This is a genomic window from Nocardia sp. NPDC003963, from assembly GCF_053605105.1.
In genome coordinates this window covers 337123-354843 of the sequence record NZ_JBSGIP010000003.1, presented here as the reverse complement: position 1 = coordinate 354843, position 17721 = coordinate 337123, and the positions used below count along the sequence as shown (strand labels likewise).

Genomic DNA, 17721 nt, shown 5'->3' with positions numbered 1-17721 from the left:
GGTGGGGCCCGCCCCGGTTCTGGAGCGACGAAGCGAAGGAGCGCAGCGACTGAGCGTAGGAGTGAAGAACCGGGGTTGATAGGGCCCCACCCCGCGGCGCCGAAGGCGCCGCCGATAAACACTGCATTATCCTGCTCGGGTGGCGATATCCAAGGTCGAGCGCCTGATGAATCTGGTCATCGCGCTGCTGTCGACTCGGCAGTTCCTGACTGCGGAGCGTATCCGGGAGAGCGTCGCAGGCTATGAGGACTGTGCCAGCGACGAGGCGTTCAGCCGGATGTTCGAGCGGGACAAGAACGAGCTCCGTGATCTGGGCATACCGCTCGAGGTGGGCCCTTCGGGGCGTTTTTCCACCGTCGAGGGGTACCGCATCAACCGGGACGCCTATGAGCTACCGGATATCGATCTGACCAGTGAGGAGTCGGCGGCGGTGGCCGTGGCGCTGCAGATGTGGGAGTCGCCCGAGTTGGCCGCGGCCGCGGCCGGGGCGCTGCTGAAATTGCGGGCGGGCGGGGTGCATGTCGAGACCGATACCGCGTTCGCGGCCATTCCGGCGGTGCCGGCGCGTACTCGCGGGTCCGAGCCGGTGCTGGGGAAATTGCTGGCGGCGATCGATGCCGGGCAGGCGGTGCGATTCGAGCATCGTGGGGCGAGTAATGCGCCGTATCTGATGCGCGATGTCGAGCCGTGGGGTGTGGTGACCTTGCGGGGGCGCTGGTATCTGGTCGGGCACGATCGGGATCGGGCCGCCGTGCGGACTTTCCGGCTGTCGCGGATCGGGGAGGAGATCACCGCGTACGGGCCTCGTAATGCCGTGCATCCGCCCGCGGGTACCGATCTGCGGGAGATCGTCACCCGGGTGACCGGGAGTGTGCCGGTCACCGGTTCGGCGACCATCTGGGTGGCGCAGGGCCGGGGGCGGGATCTGCGCCGGATCGGTGATGTGGTGGGTAGCCGGACCGTCGGTGGCCGTCCGGGCAGTGTGCTGGAGGTGCCGATCAGGTCGCAGCACTGGCTGGCCAGGTTGATCACCGGGTTGGGTGCGGATGCGCTGGTACTCGAACCCGCGGAGTTGCGGGCCGATGTGGTGGCGCGGTTGCGTTCGGTGATCGCCCGGACGGAGGTGGCGTTGTGAGCACCCGGTTGTCGGCGCGGTTGTCGCGGCTGCTGAACATGGTGCCGTATTTCGTGGCCAATCCCGGGATCAGTGCTGCCGAGGCCGCCGCCGATCTGGGGGTGACGACGAAACAGTTGATGGCCGATCTGAATCAGCTGTGGATGTGCGGGTTGCCCGGTTACGGTCCCGGTGATCTGATCGACCTGTCTTTTTCCGAGGAGAGTGTGCAGGTCACGTTCACCGCGGGGATCGAGCGGCCGTTGCGGCTGACCTCGATCGAGGCGACGGCGGTACTGGTGGCCTTGCGGTCGATCGTCGATCTGCCCGGGATGGTGGATCCGACTGCCGCGCATTCGGCCATCGCGAAGCTGGAGTCGGCGATCTCCGGGGCGGCCCCGGTGCCGATCTCGGGGGCCGGTCCGGCCGGTGGCCCGCCCCCGGAGGCACCCGCGGTGACCACGGTGCGGTCGGCGGTGGCGGCCCGGCGGGCGTTGCGGCTGGAGTACTACTCGGCCAGCCGCGATGTGGTGTCGGACCGGGTGGTCGATCCGATTCGGATCGTGGCCGTGGACGACAACAGTTATCTGCAGGCGTGGTGCCGGGAGGCCGAGGGCGTGCGCCTGTTCCGGTTCGACCGGATCGAATCGGCGGAAGAACTCGATGAACCGGCTCGTCCGCCGCGCGAGGCGCGCGATACCGAGGCGGGCCTGGATCTGTTCCAGGACGATCCCGCGGTTCCGCTGGCTCGGTTGCTGATCGCCGCCGATCACGGCTGGGTGCTGGACCAGTATCCGATGCACCGGGTGGCGGTACACGCCGATGGGAGCATCGAGGCGACCATGCGTTTCGCCACACTCGACTGGATGGCCCGGCTGGCGCTCGGATTCGGGTCCGGGGTGACCGTGCTGGGCCCGCCGGAGTTGGTGGCCGCGGTGCGGGACCGGTCCGATGCGGCGCTGGCCGCCTATCTGGCCGCGGGTCTGGACGAGCCCGCCTGACGAACGGGCAGGCGCGCGGCGCGCCTGCTACTACCCGGAGCGCGGGTGAACAGGGGTGTACCGGCGTGTGACGTGCGGGCATCTGGTCCAGGTCGGTCCCGCTGCGGCTGTCTGGGCAGGTAGCATCGGAAAGACCACAGTCTTGGGAGGTAACCACAATGGGCAGTCTGAGCATCTGGCACTGGCTGATCATCGCGGCGCTGTTCGTGGTGTTCTTCGGCGCGAAGCGGATGCCCGACGCGGCCCGCAGTCTCGGCCGGTCGCTGCGGATCTTCAAGAGCGAAGTGAGCGAGATGCACAACGACGGTAAGCCCGCGGGCTCCGCCACCGCGCAGCCCGCTCCGGAGCTGCCGGCCGGTCGGGAGACGGGTACGCAGGCCACGGAGTCCCGGAGCGAGTCGAAAACGCTCTGAGTCCGTATCCGCCGGGTCCGGGCGCGCGCCCGGACCCGGATACGATTGCTGTCGACCCGGCGCTGCCGACCGGGCGCCGGCCGTAGCCCGCGCGGGGGACCGCCGGTGCAGCGGGTGGCGCCGCAGGCCGAGCGGAGCGAGGCACGCTGATACGAGGGCATCCACATACCATGCGAATTCCGTTCGACCCCCGGCACAGCAAACGCCGGACCAATCCCGATGGCACCATGTCCCTGGTCGACCATCTGCGGGAGTTGCGTACCCGGCTGCTGATCTCCCTGGCGGCCGTCCTGGTCACCACGATCGTGGGATTCCTGTGGTACGCGCATTCGTTCTTCGGAGTGGAGAGCCTCGGTGAGATTCTGCGCGGACCGTATTGTTCGCTGCCCGATTCCGCCCGTGCTTCGCTGACGCCCGGCGGTGAGTGCCGGCTGCTGGCCACCGCCCCGTTCGAGCAGTTCATGCTCCGATTGAAGGTCGGTCTCACGGCCGGTGTGGTGATGGCCTGCCCGGTATGGCTCTATCAGGCGTGGGCGTTCGTCACGCCGGGTCTGTACCCGAAGGAGCGGAAGTACGCGGTCGGCTTCGTGGTGACGGGGTCGGTGCTCTTCGTGGGCGGTGCGGTACTGGCCTACTGGGTTATCGCGCACGCCCTGAGCTTTCTGCTCAGTATCGGTGACAATGTGCAGATCACCGCGCTGAGCGGTACTCAGTACTTCAGTTTCATCATCCAGTTGCTGATCATCTTCGGGGTCAGTTTCGAAACACCGCTGCTGATCGTCGGGCTCAACCTGATCGGTGTGCTGCCCTACGCGAAGTTGAAGGCCTGGCGGCGCGGCATCATCTTCGGTCTGTTCGTCTTCGCGGCCATCGTCACCCCGCAGGATCCGTTCTCGATGCTGGCGCTGGCGCTCGCGCTGACGGTGCTGTTCGAGTTCGCTGTGCAGTTCGCCCGGTTCAACGACCGGCGCCGGGCCAGGATCGAGGAGCAGCAGCTGGCCGCCCTCGACGACGAGGAGGCGTCACGGATCGAGGCGCCGAGTTCGGTGGATCCGGCGACGTCGATCCCGGCGGCCGATACCGTGCCGGCTCCGGGAAAGACCGGCCGGTCCACCTCGGACTATTCGGACACGCTCTGACCGCTGCCGGAGCATCCGCGGAATTTATCGGCGCGACCCGTGTCGGATTCCTCGATTAGTCTCGGAGCCGTGACACCGAACGCGTCGCTGACCGCCGAACTGTCCCGGTTCGCCGCCCAGCTGACATTCGAGCTGGACCCTTTCCAGCGCCAGGCCTGTACCGCCCTCGAGGAGGGACACGGGGTACTCGTCTGCGCGCCCACCGGCGCCGGGAAGACCGTCGTCGGTGAATTCGCCGTGCATCTGGCGCTGGCCTCCGGCGGGAAATGCTTCTACACGACCCCCATCAAGGCGCTGTCCAACCAGAAGTTCGCCGATCTCACCGAGCGCTACGGCCGTGACCGGGTGGGGCTGCTCACCGGCGATCAGTCGATCAACTCCGACGCTCCGGTCGTGGTGATGACCACCGAGGTACTGCGGAACATGATCTACGCCTCGTCGGAGGCGCTGCGCTCGCTGTCGCATGTGGTGATGGACGAGGTGCACTACCTCGCCGACCGCTTCCGCGGCGCGGTCTGGGAAGAGGTCATCCTGCACCTGCCGCCCGAGGTGCGATTGGTCAGCCTGTCCGCCACGGTGTCCAATGCGGAGGAGTTCGGCGCCTGGATGGAAACCGTGCGCGGTAATACCGCCGTGGTGGTGGACGAGACCAGGCCGGTGCCGCTGTGGCAGCACGTGATGGTCGGGCGCCGGATGTTCGACCTGTTCGACAGCGAATCCTCCGATCAGCGGGTACTGGTCGATTCCGATCTGGTCCGCTACATCAAACAGCGGGAGAACGCCGACCGGATGGAGGGCTGGGGTGGTGGTCCGCGCGGGCGTGGCGGTCCGCGGCGGTTCTTCCGACCGCTGCCGCGGCCGGAGGTATTGGCCCGGCTGGACGAGGAAGGCCTGCTCCCCGCCATCACCTTCATCTTCAGCCGGGCCGGCTGCGACGGCGCGCTGGCGCAGTGCCTGCGCTCGGGGCTGGACCTCAGCGGGTCGTCGGATCCGGAGGTGGTCGACGCGATCATCGAGAAGCACACCGGCGAGCTGCCCCGCGCGGACCTCGAGGTGCTCGGGTACTGGGAGTGGCGCGAAGCGCTGCACCGGGGCCTGGCCGCCCATCACGCCGGGATGTTGCCGGCGTTCCGGCACACCGTCGAGGAACTGTTCGTCAAGGGACTGGTCCGGGCGGTATTCGCCACCGAGACGCTGGCACTGGGTATCAATATGCCGGCGCGCACAGTGGTCCTCGAACGACTGGTCAAATTCAACGGTGAGACCCACGCCGAACTGACTCCCGGCGAGTACACGCAGCTCACCGGCCGGGCGGGGCGGCGGGGGATCGATGTGGAGGGGCACGCGGTCGTCCTGTGGCAGCCCGAGGTCGATACCAGCGCGGTCGCCGGGCTCGCCTCCACCCGGACCTATCCGCTGCGCAGTTCCTTCAAACCCGGCTACAACATGTCGATCAACCTGATCGACCGGCTGGGTGCCGAGGAGGCCCGGCTGCTGCTGGAGCGTTCCTTCGCCCAGTTCCAGGCCGACCGATCCGTGGTGGGACTCGTCCGCGGTATCGAGCGAAACGAAGGTCAGTTGCGCAAACTCGCCGCGCAGCTGGGTGGCGAGGACGGCGATTTCCTGGAGTACTTCGGGCTGCGCGAGCGGATCAAACAGCGGGAGCGCCGGCTCAACCAGCAGACGCGAACGGATCGGCGTACCGCGGGTATCGCCGCGCTCACCGAACTGCGGCGCGGTGATGTGATCGCCATCGGTGCCGGGCGCCGGGCGGGTCTGGCCGTGATCCTGGAGCCCGATGCCACCCCCGGTGACCCGCGGCCGCTGGTGCTCACCGAGGACAAATGGGCCGGCCGGGTCTCGGTCGCGGATTTCCCGGTACCGGCACAGCCGCTGGGCCGGATGCGATTGCCGCGCCGGGTCGATCACCGCACCGCGCGGACCCGCCGCGATCTCGCCTCGGCGCTGCGCAGCACCGGGATCACCGCACCGCATCGGACGCGCCGTGACAAACATGCCGCGGGCGCCGACGATCCCGAACTGGGTGCGCTGCGCCGGGCGCTGCGGGCCCATCCCGCCCACACCCGGCCGGACCGTGAACAGTTGGCCCGGACCGGAGAGCGCTACAACCGGGTGGCCCGGGAGACCGAGGCGATGCGCCAGAAGGTCGCGACGACCACGAATTCGCTGGCCCGTACCTTCGACCGGATCGTCGGACTGCTCGGGGAACGCGGGTTCGTGCAGGACGGGGAGGTCACTGCGGACGGGCGGCGGCTGGCCCGGATCTACGCGGAGAGCGATCTGCTGGTCGCCGAATGCCTGCGGCAGGGGTTGTGGCGTGGACTCGGACCGGCCGAGCTGGCCGCGGTGGTGTCGATACTGGTGTACGAATCGCGTTCGGAGGGTGGCTACCTCGGTGCCGCCGGGCCTACCGAACCCATCCGTCGCGCGGTGGCCGCCACCATCGGCGAGTGGTCACGGTTGCGCAACGACGAATCCGAGCACCGGCTGGCGCCCAGCCGGGAACCCGATCTCGGTTTCGTCGGCGGTATCCACAAATGGGCTCGTGGTGACGCCCTGGCGGATTCGCTGCTGGCCAGCGGTGACCAGGGCACACCGCTGTCGGCCGGCGATTTCGTGCGCTGGTGCCGGCAGGTTATCGATCTGCTGGACCAGATCCACAGCACCGCAGACGATACCGAGGTCGCGGCCACCGCGGCCAAGGCCGTCCGGGCGATTCGGCGTGGTGTCGTCGCGGTGGACGCAGCGTGAGACCATCGATTGTGATTTGATTTCAACCGCACGCGGGGGGCTACCGTGTGTTCGACGAGGCGAGTGGAGGCAACCAGATGAGCGGGCCGTACGGACCGAACGACGCCCCGGGGACCGGGGAGGGACGTAACGATCCCACCCAGGTCTGGGGTGGGCAGCAGCCGCCCGGTGCGGCTCCGCAGTGGGGGAACCAGCCGCCGCAGCCTCCGGTGAACCAGCCCGACCCGCAGCAGGCGCAACCCACCCAGCAGTGGGGAAGCGATCAAGGTGGTCAGCAGTGGCAGCCCGCCCCGCCGCCTCAGCAGCAGTGGAGCCAGCCGCAACCGCAGCCGCAGCAGCCTCAGCCGCAGCAGTGGGGCGACCCCAACCAGCAGCAGTGGGGCCAGCAGCCCTCGCCGCAGCAGCCTCAGCCGCAGCAGTGGGGTGCGTCCGATCCGCAGCAACCGCCGCAGCAGCAGTGGGGTGCGTCCGATCCGCAGCAGCAGCCGCAGTGGGCCGACCCGAACCAGCAGTGGGGGCAGCAGCCCCAGGCGCAGTCCGGGCAGTGGGGCCAGCTGAACCAGCAGCAGTGGGCGCCGCAGCAGCAGCCCGGCGGCGGCGGTAAGAAGACCGGCCTGATCGTCGGTCTGGTGCTGCTCGCGGTGGTGCTCGTCGCCGGTGCCGTGGTCGGGATCCTGACGCTCACCGCGAAGGACCAGCTCGACCAGGCGGCCGTGCAGACCGGCGTCACGAAGGTCCTCGCGGAGTCCTACGGCATCGACGATGTCAAGGATGTGCAGTGCCCCGCGGGCCAGGAGGTCGCGGTGGACGCCACGTTCACCTGCGATCTGAAGGTCGGCGGCGAGGCCAAGAAGGTCAATGTCAAGATCACCAAGGACGACGGTACCTACGAAGTCGGCCGTCCGAGCTGATCCGATCGGATGAACCCGCCGGATGCTGCCCTCCGGCGGGTCGATCCTCGTCCGAGTACGGTCAGCCGCAGTTCGCCAGCGCCGTGACCAGCCGGGCGACGGGGCTTTCCGCGTTGTAGACGCGAGCCAGTTCCTGCAGGGTGTCGGCGTCGGCCGGGATGGAATGCAGGTTGTCGGGCCGGGACAGGATCACATCCGCGTCGCGGACCACTCGCACCACCGGTGCCGCCGCGTCGAGATAGTCGGCCGCCGCGCGCAGTTTGGCCCGGATTCCCTGCGCGAGATCGGCGCCGGGATCCTCGACCGCGGCCCGCAACGCCTCGAGTGAGCCGAACCGGCTGATCAGGGTGGCGGCGGTTTTCTCGCCGATACCGGCGGCACCGGGTAGTCCGTCGGACGAATCTCCGCGCAGTGTCGCCATATCCGCGTACGCGGGACCCGCGTTCTCCTGCGGTACCCCGTATTTCGCCGCGACCTCCGCGGGACCGTACAGTTCGGCCTTGGCCAGCCCGCGGCCCGCGTACAGCACCCGCACCGGCGGTTCGGGGGTATCGCGCACCAGTTGCAGCAGATCCCGGTCGCCGCTGACCACGATCACCGGGTCCTCGAGCTCGGTGGAGGCCAGGGTGCCCAGGACATCGTCGGCCTCCAGCCCTTCCGCGCCGCCCGTGGCGATACCCGCGGCGGCCAGTACCTCGAGGATCATCTCGACCTGCGGGGTGAGCCGGTCCGGCACTTCCTCGGCGCCCGGTTCGGCGGAGGGCGAGGTGTCGAGACGATGGGCCTTGTAGGTGGGTACCAGGTCCACCCGGTACTGCGGCCGCCAATCCAGGTCCAGGCACACCACCAGCCGGGCGGGACGGTGTCTGGTGACGAGGGAGGCGACCATATCGGTGAACCCGCGCAGGGCGTTCACCGACCGGCCGTCGGACGCGGTGAGCTTGTCCGGGATCGCGTAGAAGGCTCGGAACCACAGACTCGCGCCGTCCAGCAGCAGCAGCGGACGCGGCGTGGATTCGGTCGTAGTCACGCGGTGAATCTACAAGGCGCCACCGACGTATCCGATGTGCCGCCCCCTGGGGGCGGGGTACCTTCGAGATCATGAGCGCGCACACGGAGTCACGGTTCGCGGCGGATGTCTACGGGCAGCGACTGGAGCGGGCGGTGCAGTTGATCCGCGATGCCCACCTGGATGCCCTGCTCATCACCCCCGGCCCGGATCTGCGGTACCTCATCGGATCGGCGGTCCAGTCCTTCGAACGGCTGACCTGTCTGGTGATCACCTCCGACAAGGCCACACCGGCGGTGGTGATCCCGAAACTCGAGGTGTCCGGGCTGCGGGATTCCGCCGTGGACGAGCTCGGGTTGCGGGTCCTGGACTGGGTGGACGGGGTGGATCCGTATCAGCTTGTCCAGTCGGTCCTGCATATCGGCTCCCGCGTCGCGGTGGCCGATTCCATGCCCGCGCTGCACCTGTTGCCGCTGGCGCGTAGTTTCAGCGGTCTACCGGTATCGGCGACACCGGTGCTGCGCGAACTGCGCATGATCAAGGACGACGCCGAAATCGAGGCACTGCGCCGCGCGGGCGCCGCCATCGACCGGGTACACGCCCGGATGGGCGAGTTCCTGCGGGTCGGGCGCACCGAGGCGGAGGTCGGTAAGGACATCACCGACGCCATCGTGGCCGAGGGGCATACCGAGGCGGCGTTCGTGATCGTCGGGAGCGGGCCCAACGGCGCCGATCCACACCATGAGGTATCCGACCGCCGTATCGAAGCGGGTGATGTGGTGGTGATCGATATCGGGGGGCCGGTGGATCCCGGTTACTACTCCGATTCCACCCGGACCTATGTACTGGGCGAACCCGATCCGGAGATCGCGGCCCGCTGCGCCGAACTGGAACGGGCCCAGGCCGCGGCCGTCGCCGCGGTACGTCCCGGGGTGCGCGCCGCGGCGGTCGACGCGGCTGCCCGCGAACCCTTGGAAGCCGCCGGTTTCGGGCCCGCGTTCGTCCACCGGACCGGTCACGGTATCGGCCTGTCCGTCCACGAGGAGCCCTATATCGTCGCCGGGAACGACCTGGAGCTGCGGCCGGGGATGGCGTTCAGTATCGAACCCGGAATCTATTTCCCGGGAGAGTGGGGTGCCCGGATCGAGGATATCGTGGTCGTCACCGATGACGGCTGTGTGCCGATGAACGAGCGCCCGCACGGGCTGACCGTCCTCCCGGCCGACAGCTAGCCGGTCCGGCGTTCAGGCTTCGCGTAAGCGGACACCGCACAGCACACGCTGTACCTCGATGGCCAGCACGACCCGGGTCGGGTTCTCTCGTGGCACCCGATAGCGTTCGGCGTAGCGCCGTTCGGCTTCGCGCACCGCGGCGGCATCGTCGAGGACGACGGCCGGGCCCTCCAGGGTCAGCCAGCGCGCGCCGTCCACCTGGCCGACCGCCGCATAGCCGGATCGGCGCACATTACGGGCCTTCACCGAGGCGCCGTCGGTGATCACCCGGGCCAGCCCGGCGGCGGGGTCCCAGGTGAAACCCACCGGCACCATATGCGGGGTCCCATCGGCGCGCAGCGTGGTGAGGGTGGCCAGATGTCGTTCGGTGAGGAACTCGACGGCCGCCGGGGACAATTCGACAGTACGCAGCGTCATGGACCGACGGTAGCGGGAGCGTCATGGACCGCCTGCCGCGGGCACCGCCCCGGCCCGGCACGTCTCCCGGTTCTCCGTGCCGGTTCGTGCGGATGACAGACTGAGCCCATGGTTGTGCGTCGAACACGAGGGATCGACCCGGGTACGGTGCTGGTGCTGGGTGGGCGCAGCGAGATCGGCCTGCAGATCGCGCTACGGGTCGCGCCCGGCCGGGCGGTCGTGCTGGCCGCGCGGCGCTGCGAAGATCTGGACACCGAGACCGCGGCGCTCACCGCCGCCGGGGCGACCGCGGTGTATCCGGTGGAATTCGACGCCGACGATACGGCGAGCCACCCCGCGCTGCTGGGCAAGATCGCCGCCGACTACGGGCCGATCGGAGTCGCGGTACTGGCCTTCGGTGTACTGGGCGAACAGCGCCGGGCCGAGGCCGATCCCGCCCACGCACTGGCCGTGGTGCATACCGATTACACCGCCCAGATCAGCGTGCTGACCGTACTGGCCAACGAGATGCGGGCCCGGGGCAGCGGTCAGCTGGTCGTATTCGGTTCGGTGGCGGGAATCCGGGTGCGGCGCGCCAACTATGTGTACGGATCGGCCAAAGCCGGATTGGACGGTTTCGCCTCCGGCCTGGCCGATGCGCTGCACGGCAGTGGTGTGCAGTTGCTCCTGGCGCGGCCGGGATTCGTGGTGGGCCGGATGACCGAGGGGATGAGCCCGGCCCCGTTCTCCAGCACTCCGGACCAGGTCGCGGCCGCGGTGGTGAACGCATTGGGCCGCCGGTCCGCACGGGTCTGGATTCCGGGCATCCTGCGCCCGGTGCTCTTCGGGATGCGGCTGCTGCCCCAGGCCGTCTGGCGGCGGCTGCCACGGTGACCGCCGACCCCGCGCTCCGCTGGGTGGGCCCGCCGATCCCGGTGGTGGGTATCGGTGCCGACGGCTGGCCGGGACTGCCGGACCGGTCGCGGGCGGTACTGCGTGATTGCGCGATGCTGTTCGGTTCGGCGCGGCAGCTGGCGTTGCTCCCCGACGAGGTGACCGCGCGTCGGGAACCCTGGCCGTCCCCGTTGCTACCCGCCCTACCGGGCCTGCTGGACCGATATCGCGATACCCGGCTCGGCGTCCTCGCCAGTGGTGACCCCATGTTCTACGGGATCGGGGTCACCCTCGCGCGATTGCTCGGTCCGGGTGCGCTGCGGGTGTTTCCCCAGCCGTCGGCGGTATCGCTGGCGTGTGCCCGGCTGGGCTGGCCGGTCGCGGAGGTGGGGATCGTCAGCGCGGTCGGCCGGCCGCTCGAGCGGCTCCTGCCCGAACTGGCCGAAGGGCGGCGGCTGCTGGTGCTCAGCGCCGACGCCGCAACGCCGGCGCGGATCGCGGAGCTGCTGCGCGGCAACGGGTTCGGATCCTCGGCGCTGACCGTGCTGGAGCAGCTGGGCGGGCCGTCCGAAGAGCTGGTTTCCGGGATCGCCGGCACCTGGTCCGAACCTCCGGGCGATCCGCTCAATATCGTGGCCGTGACCGCGGCGGCCGAACCCGGGCACCCTCGCCGTACCCGGCTGCCCGGACTACCCGATAGTGCGTACGGCGGTGACGGGCAGCTCACCAAGACCGAGATCCGGGCACTCACGCTCGCCGCCCTCGCACCCGGACCCGGCGAGACCCTGTGGGATATCGGTGGCGGATCGGGCAGTATCGCCATCGAATGGTGCCGCACCGACCCCGCCTGCCGGGCGATCGCATTCGAGATCCTGCAGCGGCGCCGGGACCAGATCACCGCCAACGCGACCGGGCTCGGGGTCCCCGATATCGAGGTGCGCGGCGAGGCAGTGGCCGAACTCGCCGGGGGAGCGGCACTGCCCGATCCGGATGCGATCTTCCTCGGTGGCGGCCTGACCACGCCGGGCTTGTTCGAGGGCTGCTGGTCGCGGCTACCCACCGGCGGCCGCCTGGTGGCCAATGCGGTCACCGCGGAGTCGGAGGCGCTCCTACTGAACTGGTCGGGAGCGCACGGGGGCGGCCTGCGCCGCTTCCAGGTCTATCGGGGTGAACCGCTGGGACGGTTCACCACCTGGCGTCCCCAGCTGCCGGTGACCCAGTGGACGGTGGTGAAGGGCCGGTCCGGGGATGCTTCCCGTATGTGACAACACGAATGGACGAATCGGGCATCGGGAGTAAGGTCACGGGGGTTCCTAGCGCGGGTCACGCGGATTCGCGCGCGACGGGGAGATCGATAGTGAAAATCAAGAAGTTCGCCGCGACCGCGATCATGGCGGCCGCGGCCACCGGTATCGCCGCGGGCACGGGCTACGCGGCGCCCGCTCCGGCGGCGCCCGCTGTCGAGCAGCAGGAGAACGCGGTTCCGGAGGTCACCGGTCACGATCGCGGCGTCGACTACACCCTGGCACTGGCCGAGGCTGGAAAGTCGCTGGTCACCACGGTTTCCAGCGGTGCGTTCAGCCTCGACACCAGCACTGACGCGGTGGTGCTGAGCAACGCCGCCGGGGAGCGTCTCACCAGTATTCCGCTCACCCAGAACGTCAACGGCCAGGTGGTCGCGGTCGCCGCGACCATCGACGAGGACAACAGCCGGTTGACCCTCACCCCGCGGGCCACCCCGGTCGCGGGTGCGCCGTCACAGGCGCAGTTCATCGGTGCCCAGCAGTGGTTCATGAGTGAACTGCAGGCGGCGTCGCTGGGCGCGGCGGTGGGTGCCGCCATCGGTGCGGGAATCGGGTTCCTGTTCCTGGGTGTCGGTCTCATCCCGGGTGCCATCATCGGCGCGGGTATCGGCCTCGCCGTGGCCGGTGGCCCGCCGCTGCTGGATTCGGCCATCGCCTACTTCAGCGGCCAGCCCTGAGAATTCTGCTGCTGGGCGGGACCGGGGAGGCCCGGGAACTCGCCCGACTGCTCACCGGCGAGCGGGAACACGAGATCGTGTCCTCGCTCGCCGGTCGCGTATCCGATCCGATCCGGCCGCTGGGCGAGGTGCGGATCGGTGGGTTCGGTGGAGTCGGGGGTCTGCGGAAATGGCTGCGGGAGAACCGGACACAACTCGTTGTCGACGCCACCCATCCGTTCGCGGCCACGATGACCGCGCATGCCGCGCAGGCCACCGGGCAACTCGGTATACCCATGATCCGGTTGAGCCGACCGGGCTGGACGGCCGAATCCGGTGACCGCTGGTACCGGGTGCCCGATCTGGCGGCAGCCGCGCGCACAGCCGCCGAACTGGGACAACGGATCCTGCTGACTGTCGGTCGGCACGGGGCGGCGGCTTTTTCCGAATACCCCCGGCCCTGGTATCTGATCCGTGTCATCGACGCACCCGAGGGCGCGCTTCCGCCGCGGCACGAAATCCTCTCGGCGCGTGGGCCGTTCACCGTCGAGCAGGAATCCGCCCTGCTGGCCCGGCAGCGGATCGATGTGGTGGTCACCAAGGACAGTGGGGGCGCGGCGACGGCCGCCAAGCTCACCGCCGCGCGGACTGCGGGCATCCCGGTGGTGGTCGTGGATCGTCCGGCTACGCCGTCCGGGGTCATCGTGGTCGGAACCGTGGCGGAAGCGCTGGAAGCGGTATCCGGATGGGCGGCCGCAGGTTCGGGGAAGTGATCGCGCCGATGGAGAAGCCGGCTTTGGTCTGCCCTCCTGTCGACAACGCCCGGGGAACCGGCCTGGCCGGTGGCCGACAGTGAGATCGGACGGGTGCGTTCAGGAACCGAGCAGTTCGGGTAGTTTGTCGAACCAGTCGAGGACGGCGCGTTCGTATCCGATACCGAATTCGAGTGTCGCCCGGGAATGCGGGGACATATTCGGCCCGGCTTCCTCCGCGCGGTAGCGGTCGAGCCGTTCCTGGTGGACCTTGCGGGCGTTATCGATGATCGAGGCCAGATGGGCGGGCTCGAGGTGACCGCCGAAATGCAGGGTCAGCAGCAGTGGGAACCGGATGGTCTCCGGGCTCGGGTCGCGGGCTATCCATTCGGCGAACTCGGCGCGCCCCGCCTCGGTGATGCGGTACGGAGTGCGTTCGCGGGCACCGGTTTCGCCTTTCGCCACCAGGCCCACCGAATCCATGGCGGCGAGTTCCCGGTAGACCTGGCTCTGGGTGATGGTCCAGAAATCGCCGATGCGTTCCTGGGCCAGGTTCACCAGATCCCAGCCCGACATCGGTCCCTCGTGCAGAAACCCCAGAAGTGAAGCGGCCGTGGAGTTCAGCGGCCGCTGCTGTTTGCCGTTCACCACATAGTCCTTCCACCGGCGCTATTCCATAGTGGAATGCTATCGGATGGGATGAGGTCAGGTGTGATAGCGCCGCGCGGTGTAGACCCGGGGCGCATCGGCAGCGCCGACCACCGCGGTGGTGGAGGCGCCGATGATCAGCAGGGTCCGCATATCGACCTCGGCGGGTTCCAGTTCACCCAGCGGCACCACTCGCACCGATTCGGCCGGGCCGCCCACATCCCGGCCGAGTACCACTGGGGTCTCGGGTGCGCGGTGTTCGAGCAGGATGTCCTTCATCGCGCCGACCTGCCAGGTGCGGGTGGCCGAGGCGGGGTTGTAGACCGCGATCGCCATATCCGCGGCGGCCACGGCCGCGAGCCGCCGAGCCACCACTTCCCACGGTTTGAGCCGGTCGGAAAGGGAGATCGTGGCGTAGTCGTGGCCGAGCGGGGCACCGACGCGGCTGGCGACCGCGTTGGCCGCGGTCATACCCGGCAGTATCCGCACCGGCACCCCGGCCCACTGCGGGTTCGCGGATTCCTCCAGTACCGCCGCGGCCATGGCGAACACCCCGGGATCGCCCGAGGAGACCACGGCGACCCGCCCGCCGCGGCGGGCGAGGTCCAGGGCCATGGCGGCGCGTTCGGATTCGACCCGGTTGTCACTGGCGTGGCGCCGCTGCCCGGGGCGGGCGGGGACCCGGTCGATATAGGTCGTGTAGCCGACCAGGTCGGTGGCGGCGGCGAGTGCCGCGGTGACCTCCGGTGTGGTCCATCGCGTATCGCCGGGTCCCAGGCCGACGACCAGGACCTCACCGCCACCGGGGGCGTCGTCCGCGGTCGCCGCGGCCGGGCCGGTTCGTTCGGTGGAGGTGACCGGTTCGGCGGTCGCGGCCCGTCCCGCCGGGATCGGAGTGGTCGGTTCGGGACCCGGCACGATGGTGATCGCGAAATAGGGGACCTGGGCATCGTCCACATCGCCGGCGGCCAGCACCCGCTCGCGTCCGGTGCTGGCCCGCTCCACGTAATAGGCGCGGTCGAGGCGGCCGGAATCGGCGAGAGCCTTGCGGACGGCCGGGAAAGTGCGGCCGAGTTTCATGATCGCGGCCGCGTCGCTGCCGGCGAGGCGGCGGGTCAATTCGTCGGCGGGCAGTGTCGCGGGTAGCACCGTCAGCACCTGCTCGCCCTCCACCAGCGGGGTGCCCAGTGCCGCCGAGGCCGCGCTCACCGAGGTGATACCGGGAATGATCTCGGCCTCGAAGCGATCGGCCAGGCGCCGGTGCATATGCATGTAGGAGCTGTAGAAGAGCGGGTCACCGGCGGCCAGCAGCGCCACCGAGCGGCCCGCCGCCAGATGCGCGGCCAGACGTTCGGCGGCGGCGCTGTAGAACTCGTCGATCGCACCCTGATATCCACCGGGATGGTCGGTGGTCTCGGTGGTGACCGGATAGATCAGATGTTCCTCGAGCTGATCCGGCCGCATATAGGCCTCCGCGATACCGCGCGAGATACTGCGACCGTGCCGCGCGCTGTGGAAGGCGATCACATCGGCGTCGGCGATCACCCGGGCCGCCTTCACCGTCACCAGTTCCGGATCGCCCGGTCCGAGCCCGACCCCCCAGAGCTTTCCCGTACGCACTGTCATTCCGCTTCGCTCGCAATCGCATTCAACGCGGAGGCGGTGATCGCGCTTCCGCCGCGCCGGCCCCGGACCGTCAGATACTCGAGACCGCTGCTCGCGGCGAGCGCCTCTTTCGATTCGATCGCGCCGACGAAGCCCACGGGTATCCCGAGGACAGCGGCGGGCCGCGGCGCGCCGGCGGCGATCATGTCCAGCAGGTGGAACAGGGCGGTAGGCGCGTTACCGACGGCCACCACCGCTCCGTCCAGGCGCTCCCGCCACAGCTCCAGCGCCGCCGCCGATCGCGTGGTCCCCAATTCGGCCGCCAACTCCGGCACGCGGGGGTCGCGCAGCAGGCAGAGCACCTCGTTGTCGGCGGGCAGCCGGGTGCGGGTCACTCCGGAGGCGACCATATTCGCATCGCACAGGATCGGTGCGCCCGCGCGCAGCGCTGTCCGGGCCGCCGTGACCACCCCGGGGGTGAACAGCACGTCCCCGGCCAGGTCGACCTGGCCGCAGCCGTGGATCATCCGCACGACCACCTGCGCGATATCGGCCGGGAAGCGATCCAGATCGGCTTCGGCTCGGATGATCGAGAACGACCGGCGGTAGATCTCGGCCGCGTCGGTGACGTAGCTGGTGCGCGTGTCGGGCATGCGGACACCCTATGCCGGGCGCGTCGTGCCGGACCTGTGCGGGTGGGCGCCTCGGTGGCCCGCCCGCACCGCGCGGGCGCGGCCCGAACGGATCAGGCGGGCCCGGATTCGCCGGGATTGCCCCGCGGGCGTGGGCCGATCTGGTCGAGCAGGTCGTTGACCTCATCCGGAAAACCATTGGTGACCCGCTGGGGTATCTTGTTCGGGAAGCGTCGCGTCACATGCTCTTCGGCCGCGGAACCGGGTAGCACGTACACCGGCTCGGATTTGCGTTGCAGGGGCCGGACCACTTCGTCGAGATGTGCGCCGCGGTCGTCGAGATAGGCGCCGATCACATCCTCGCCGGCCGGGCATACGGCCATGCAGTAGCCGGCCTTGTAATTCGGTTTGAACGACAGGCTCTGCCACATGGAGAACGATTCACCGGTGGTGACCCGCTGGCGATAGTCGGTACGGTCGGTGCTGTCGGCGACCGTTTCCGCCCAATCGGTGAAACCGCCCATGAATTCGCGGTAGTTGTGCGTGTAGCAGGCCTGGAAATCGAATCCGCCGTCCGGGGTTATCGCACCGACCGGGCAGGCCGATACACACAGTTTGCATTCGAGGCAGGGATTGAAGCTCAGCGGGGGACTCGGAGTATCGACCACCACGTCGGTGACCACCGTGCCGAGCAGGATGAAATTCCCGTACCGGGGATGGATCACATTGCGGTGGATCCCCATGACTCCCAGCCCGGCGGCCTCGGCCACCACCTTGTGGGCGATCACCCAGATCCGTCCGGGGAACTGCTCGACCTCCATCGGATATCCCGGCGCCGGGTATACGGCGCGGTATCCGGCATCCTGCAGTGCCCGGGTGATGCGGCGCGATACCGCGTTGGTCTCGTCGTCGGCGTGATTGAACTCGGTATTGGCGAGACTGCGTTGCGGGCTGCGCAGATTGTCCCGGTTCATCCGCACGCAGAACGCTATGAAGGTCCGGGCGCTCGGCAGGATCGCCCGCGCGTGCTCCACCTCTTCGGCCACCCGCGGATCGTCCACCGCGACGAACCCGGCATCGTCGGCACCGGCCGCGTGGCAGATCTCGCGGAGCCGGTCGGCCGTCAGTACCGGATCGGGTCTGCTTCGCTCCCGGCCGGCCATCGCCTGCACGGTCGGATGCTGGGTCAGCCGCCGCGGGGCGGTCGGTTCGGGTTCGGTATCCGGCATCGGGACTCCTTCGC

General features: G+C 69.2%; 17 protein-coding genes. 11 read left to right on the top strand and 6 right to left on the bottom strand.

The annotated features are described in order from the left end of the window. Nucleotides 1-139: 139 nt before the first annotated feature. The 6 genes from ACWEWT_RS12110 to ACWEWT_RS12085 all read left to right on the top strand — a co-directional run bounded on the left by ACWEWT_RS12110 (nucleotide 140) and on the right by ACWEWT_RS12085 (nucleotide 7350). Entirely contained in the window at nucleotides 140-1135 is a 996-nt protein-coding gene (locus ACWEWT_RS12110; RefSeq protein WP_452558362.1) for a helix-turn-helix transcriptional regulator, read from the top strand. Further along, the gene (locus tag ACWEWT_RS12105) at nucleotides 1132-2115 is read left to right on the top strand and encodes a helix-turn-helix transcriptional regulator (protein WP_452558361.1); all 984 of its coding nucleotides are present in this window, start codon (nucleotides 1132-1134) and stop codon (nucleotides 2113-2115) included. The genes ACWEWT_RS12110 and ACWEWT_RS12105 overlap by 4 nt, the downstream gene beginning before the upstream one ends. 158 nt (nucleotides 2116-2273) lie before the next feature. Then, the gene (gene tatA, locus ACWEWT_RS12100; protein WP_452558360.1) at nucleotides 2274-2528 is read left to right on the top strand and encodes a Sec-independent protein translocase subunit TatA; all 255 of its coding nucleotides are present in this window, start codon (nucleotides 2274-2276) and stop codon (nucleotides 2526-2528) included. 170 nt (nucleotides 2529-2698) lie between these two features. Then, nucleotides 2699-3667 (top strand): twin-arginine translocase subunit TatC, encoded by a 969-nt coding sequence (gene tatC / locus ACWEWT_RS12095; protein WP_452558359.1) that lies wholly within the window; start codon nucleotides 2699-2701, stop codon nucleotides 3665-3667. A gap of 69 nt (nucleotides 3668-3736) precedes the next feature. Continuing rightward, entirely contained in the window at nucleotides 3737-6439 is a 2703-nt protein-coding gene (locus ACWEWT_RS12090) for a DEAD/DEAH box helicase (protein ID WP_452558358.1), read from the top strand. Between the two features lie 77 nt (nucleotides 6440-6516). Further along, the gene (locus ACWEWT_RS12085) at nucleotides 6517-7350 is read left to right on the top strand and encodes a DUF4333 domain-containing protein (RefSeq protein WP_452558357.1); all 834 of its coding nucleotides are present in this window, start codon (nucleotides 6517-6519) and stop codon (nucleotides 7348-7350) included. 61 nt (nucleotides 7351-7411) lie between these two features. Here the strand turns inward: ACWEWT_RS12085 and ACWEWT_RS12080 are convergent, their stop codons facing one another. Then, entirely contained in the window at nucleotides 7412-8380 is a 969-nt protein-coding gene (locus tag ACWEWT_RS12080) for a 5'-3' exonuclease (RefSeq protein WP_452558356.1), read from the bottom strand. Nucleotides 8381-8451: 71 nt separating this feature from the next. Here ACWEWT_RS12080 and ACWEWT_RS12075 point away from each other — a divergent pair, with 71 nt between their 5' ends. After that, nucleotides 8452-9591 carry a M24 family metallopeptidase gene (locus ACWEWT_RS12075; RefSeq protein WP_452558355.1) on the top strand — a complete coding sequence of 380 codons (1140 nt, stop codon included), beginning with the start codon at nucleotides 8452-8454 and terminating at the stop codon, nucleotides 9589-9591. 12 nt (nucleotides 9592-9603) lie between these two features. Here the strand turns inward: ACWEWT_RS12075 and ACWEWT_RS12070 are convergent, their stop codons facing one another. After that, the gene (locus tag ACWEWT_RS12070) at nucleotides 9604-10008 is read right to left on the bottom strand and encodes a pyridoxamine 5'-phosphate oxidase family protein (RefSeq protein ID WP_452558354.1); all 405 of its coding nucleotides are present in this window, start codon (nucleotides 10006-10008) and stop codon (nucleotides 9604-9606) included. A 108-nt stretch (nucleotides 10009-10116) separates the two neighbouring features. On the opposite strand from ACWEWT_RS12070, the gene ACWEWT_RS12065 reads away from it, so the two are divergent. From ACWEWT_RS12065 to ACWEWT_RS12050, 4 genes are all read left to right on the top strand, one after another. Beyond that, nucleotides 10117-10881, top strand: a complete 765-nt coding sequence (locus ACWEWT_RS12065; protein WP_452558353.1) for an SDR family NAD(P)-dependent oxidoreductase — start codon at nucleotides 10117-10119, stop codon at nucleotides 10879-10881. Continuing rightward, nucleotides 10878-12146 (top strand): precorrin-6y C5,15-methyltransferase (decarboxylating) subunit CbiE, encoded by a 1269-nt coding sequence (gene cbiE, locus ACWEWT_RS12060; RefSeq protein WP_452558352.1) that lies wholly within the window; start codon nucleotides 10878-10880, stop codon nucleotides 12144-12146. Before ACWEWT_RS12065 ends, cbiE begins: the two co-directional genes overlap by 4 nt. A 92-nt stretch (nucleotides 12147-12238) precedes the next feature. After that, the gene (locus ACWEWT_RS12055; RefSeq protein ID WP_452558351.1) at nucleotides 12239-12862 is read left to right on the top strand and encodes a hypothetical protein; all 624 of its coding nucleotides are present in this window, start codon (nucleotides 12239-12241) and stop codon (nucleotides 12860-12862) included. Continuing rightward, nucleotides 12859-13614, top strand: a complete 756-nt coding sequence (locus ACWEWT_RS12050; protein WP_452558383.1) for a cobalt-precorrin-6A reductase — start codon at nucleotides 12859-12861, stop codon at nucleotides 13612-13614. The genes ACWEWT_RS12055 and ACWEWT_RS12050 overlap by 4 nt, the downstream gene beginning before the upstream one ends. A 99-nt stretch (nucleotides 13615-13713) precedes the next feature. Here the strand turns inward: ACWEWT_RS12050 and ACWEWT_RS12045 are convergent, their stop codons facing one another. From ACWEWT_RS12045 to ACWEWT_RS12030, 4 genes are all read right to left on the bottom strand, one after another. After that, nucleotides 13714-14241: a PadR family transcriptional regulator gene (locus tag ACWEWT_RS12045; RefSeq protein ID WP_452558350.1), complete on the bottom strand. Its 528-nt coding sequence runs from the start codon at nucleotides 14239-14241 to the stop codon at nucleotides 13714-13716. Between the two features lie 57 nt (nucleotides 14242-14298). Next, nucleotides 14299-15867 carry a precorrin-2 C(20)-methyltransferase gene (locus tag ACWEWT_RS12040; protein ID WP_452558349.1) on the bottom strand — a complete coding sequence of 523 codons (1569 nt, stop codon included), beginning with the start codon at nucleotides 15865-15867 and terminating at the stop codon, nucleotides 14299-14301. Beyond that, on the bottom strand, nucleotides 15864-16499 hold the full coding sequence (locus tag ACWEWT_RS12035; protein ID WP_452558348.1) for a precorrin-8X methylmutase: 636 nt from the start codon (nucleotides 16497-16499) through the stop codon (nucleotides 15864-15866). Before ACWEWT_RS12035 ends, ACWEWT_RS12040 begins: the two co-directional genes overlap by 4 nt. Nucleotides 16500-16591: 92 nt before the next feature. Next, complete coding sequence (locus ACWEWT_RS12030) at nucleotides 16592-17707, bottom strand: 4Fe-4S binding protein (RefSeq protein WP_452558347.1); 1116 nt, start codon at nucleotides 17705-17707, stop codon at nucleotides 16592-16594. Nucleotides 17708-17721 lie beyond the last annotated feature (14 nt).

What these genes read in the sequence shown, in the direction of transcription:
- tatA (WP_452558360.1), top strand. Translation starts at nt 2,274, where the DNA reads ATGGGCAGTCTGAGCATCTGGCACTGGCTGATCATCGCGGCGCTGTTC.
- tatC (WP_452558359.1), top strand. Translation starts at nt 2,699, where the DNA reads ATGCGAATTCCGTTCGACCCCCGGCACAGCAAACGCCGGACCAATCCC.
- ACWEWT_RS12085 (WP_452558357.1), top strand. Translation starts at nt 6,517, where the DNA reads ATGAGCGGGCCGTACGGACCGAACGACGCCCCGGGGACCGGGGAGGGA.
- ACWEWT_RS12075 (WP_452558355.1), top strand. Translation starts at nt 8,452, where the DNA reads ATGAGCGCGCACACGGAGTCACGGTTCGCGGCGGATGTCTACGGGCAG.
- ACWEWT_RS12070 (WP_452558354.1), bottom strand. Translation starts at nt 10,008, where the DNA reads ATGACGCTGCGTACTGTCGAATTGTCCCCGGCGGCCGTCGAGTTCCTC.
- ACWEWT_RS12065 (WP_452558353.1), top strand. Translation starts at nt 10,117, where the DNA reads ATGGTTGTGCGTCGAACACGAGGGATCGACCCGGGTACGGTGCTGGTG.
- ACWEWT_RS12040 (WP_452558349.1), bottom strand. Translation starts at nt 15,867, where the DNA reads ATGACAGTGCGTACGGGAAAGCTCTGGGGGGTCGGGCTCGGACCGGGC.
- ACWEWT_RS12035 (WP_452558348.1), bottom strand. Translation starts at nt 16,499, where the DNA reads ATGCCCGACACGCGCACCAGCTACGTCACCGACGCGGCCGAGATCTAC.
- ACWEWT_RS12030 (WP_452558347.1), bottom strand. Translation starts at nt 17,707, where the DNA reads ATGCCGGATACCGAACCCGAACCGACCGCCCCGCGGCGGCTGACCCAG.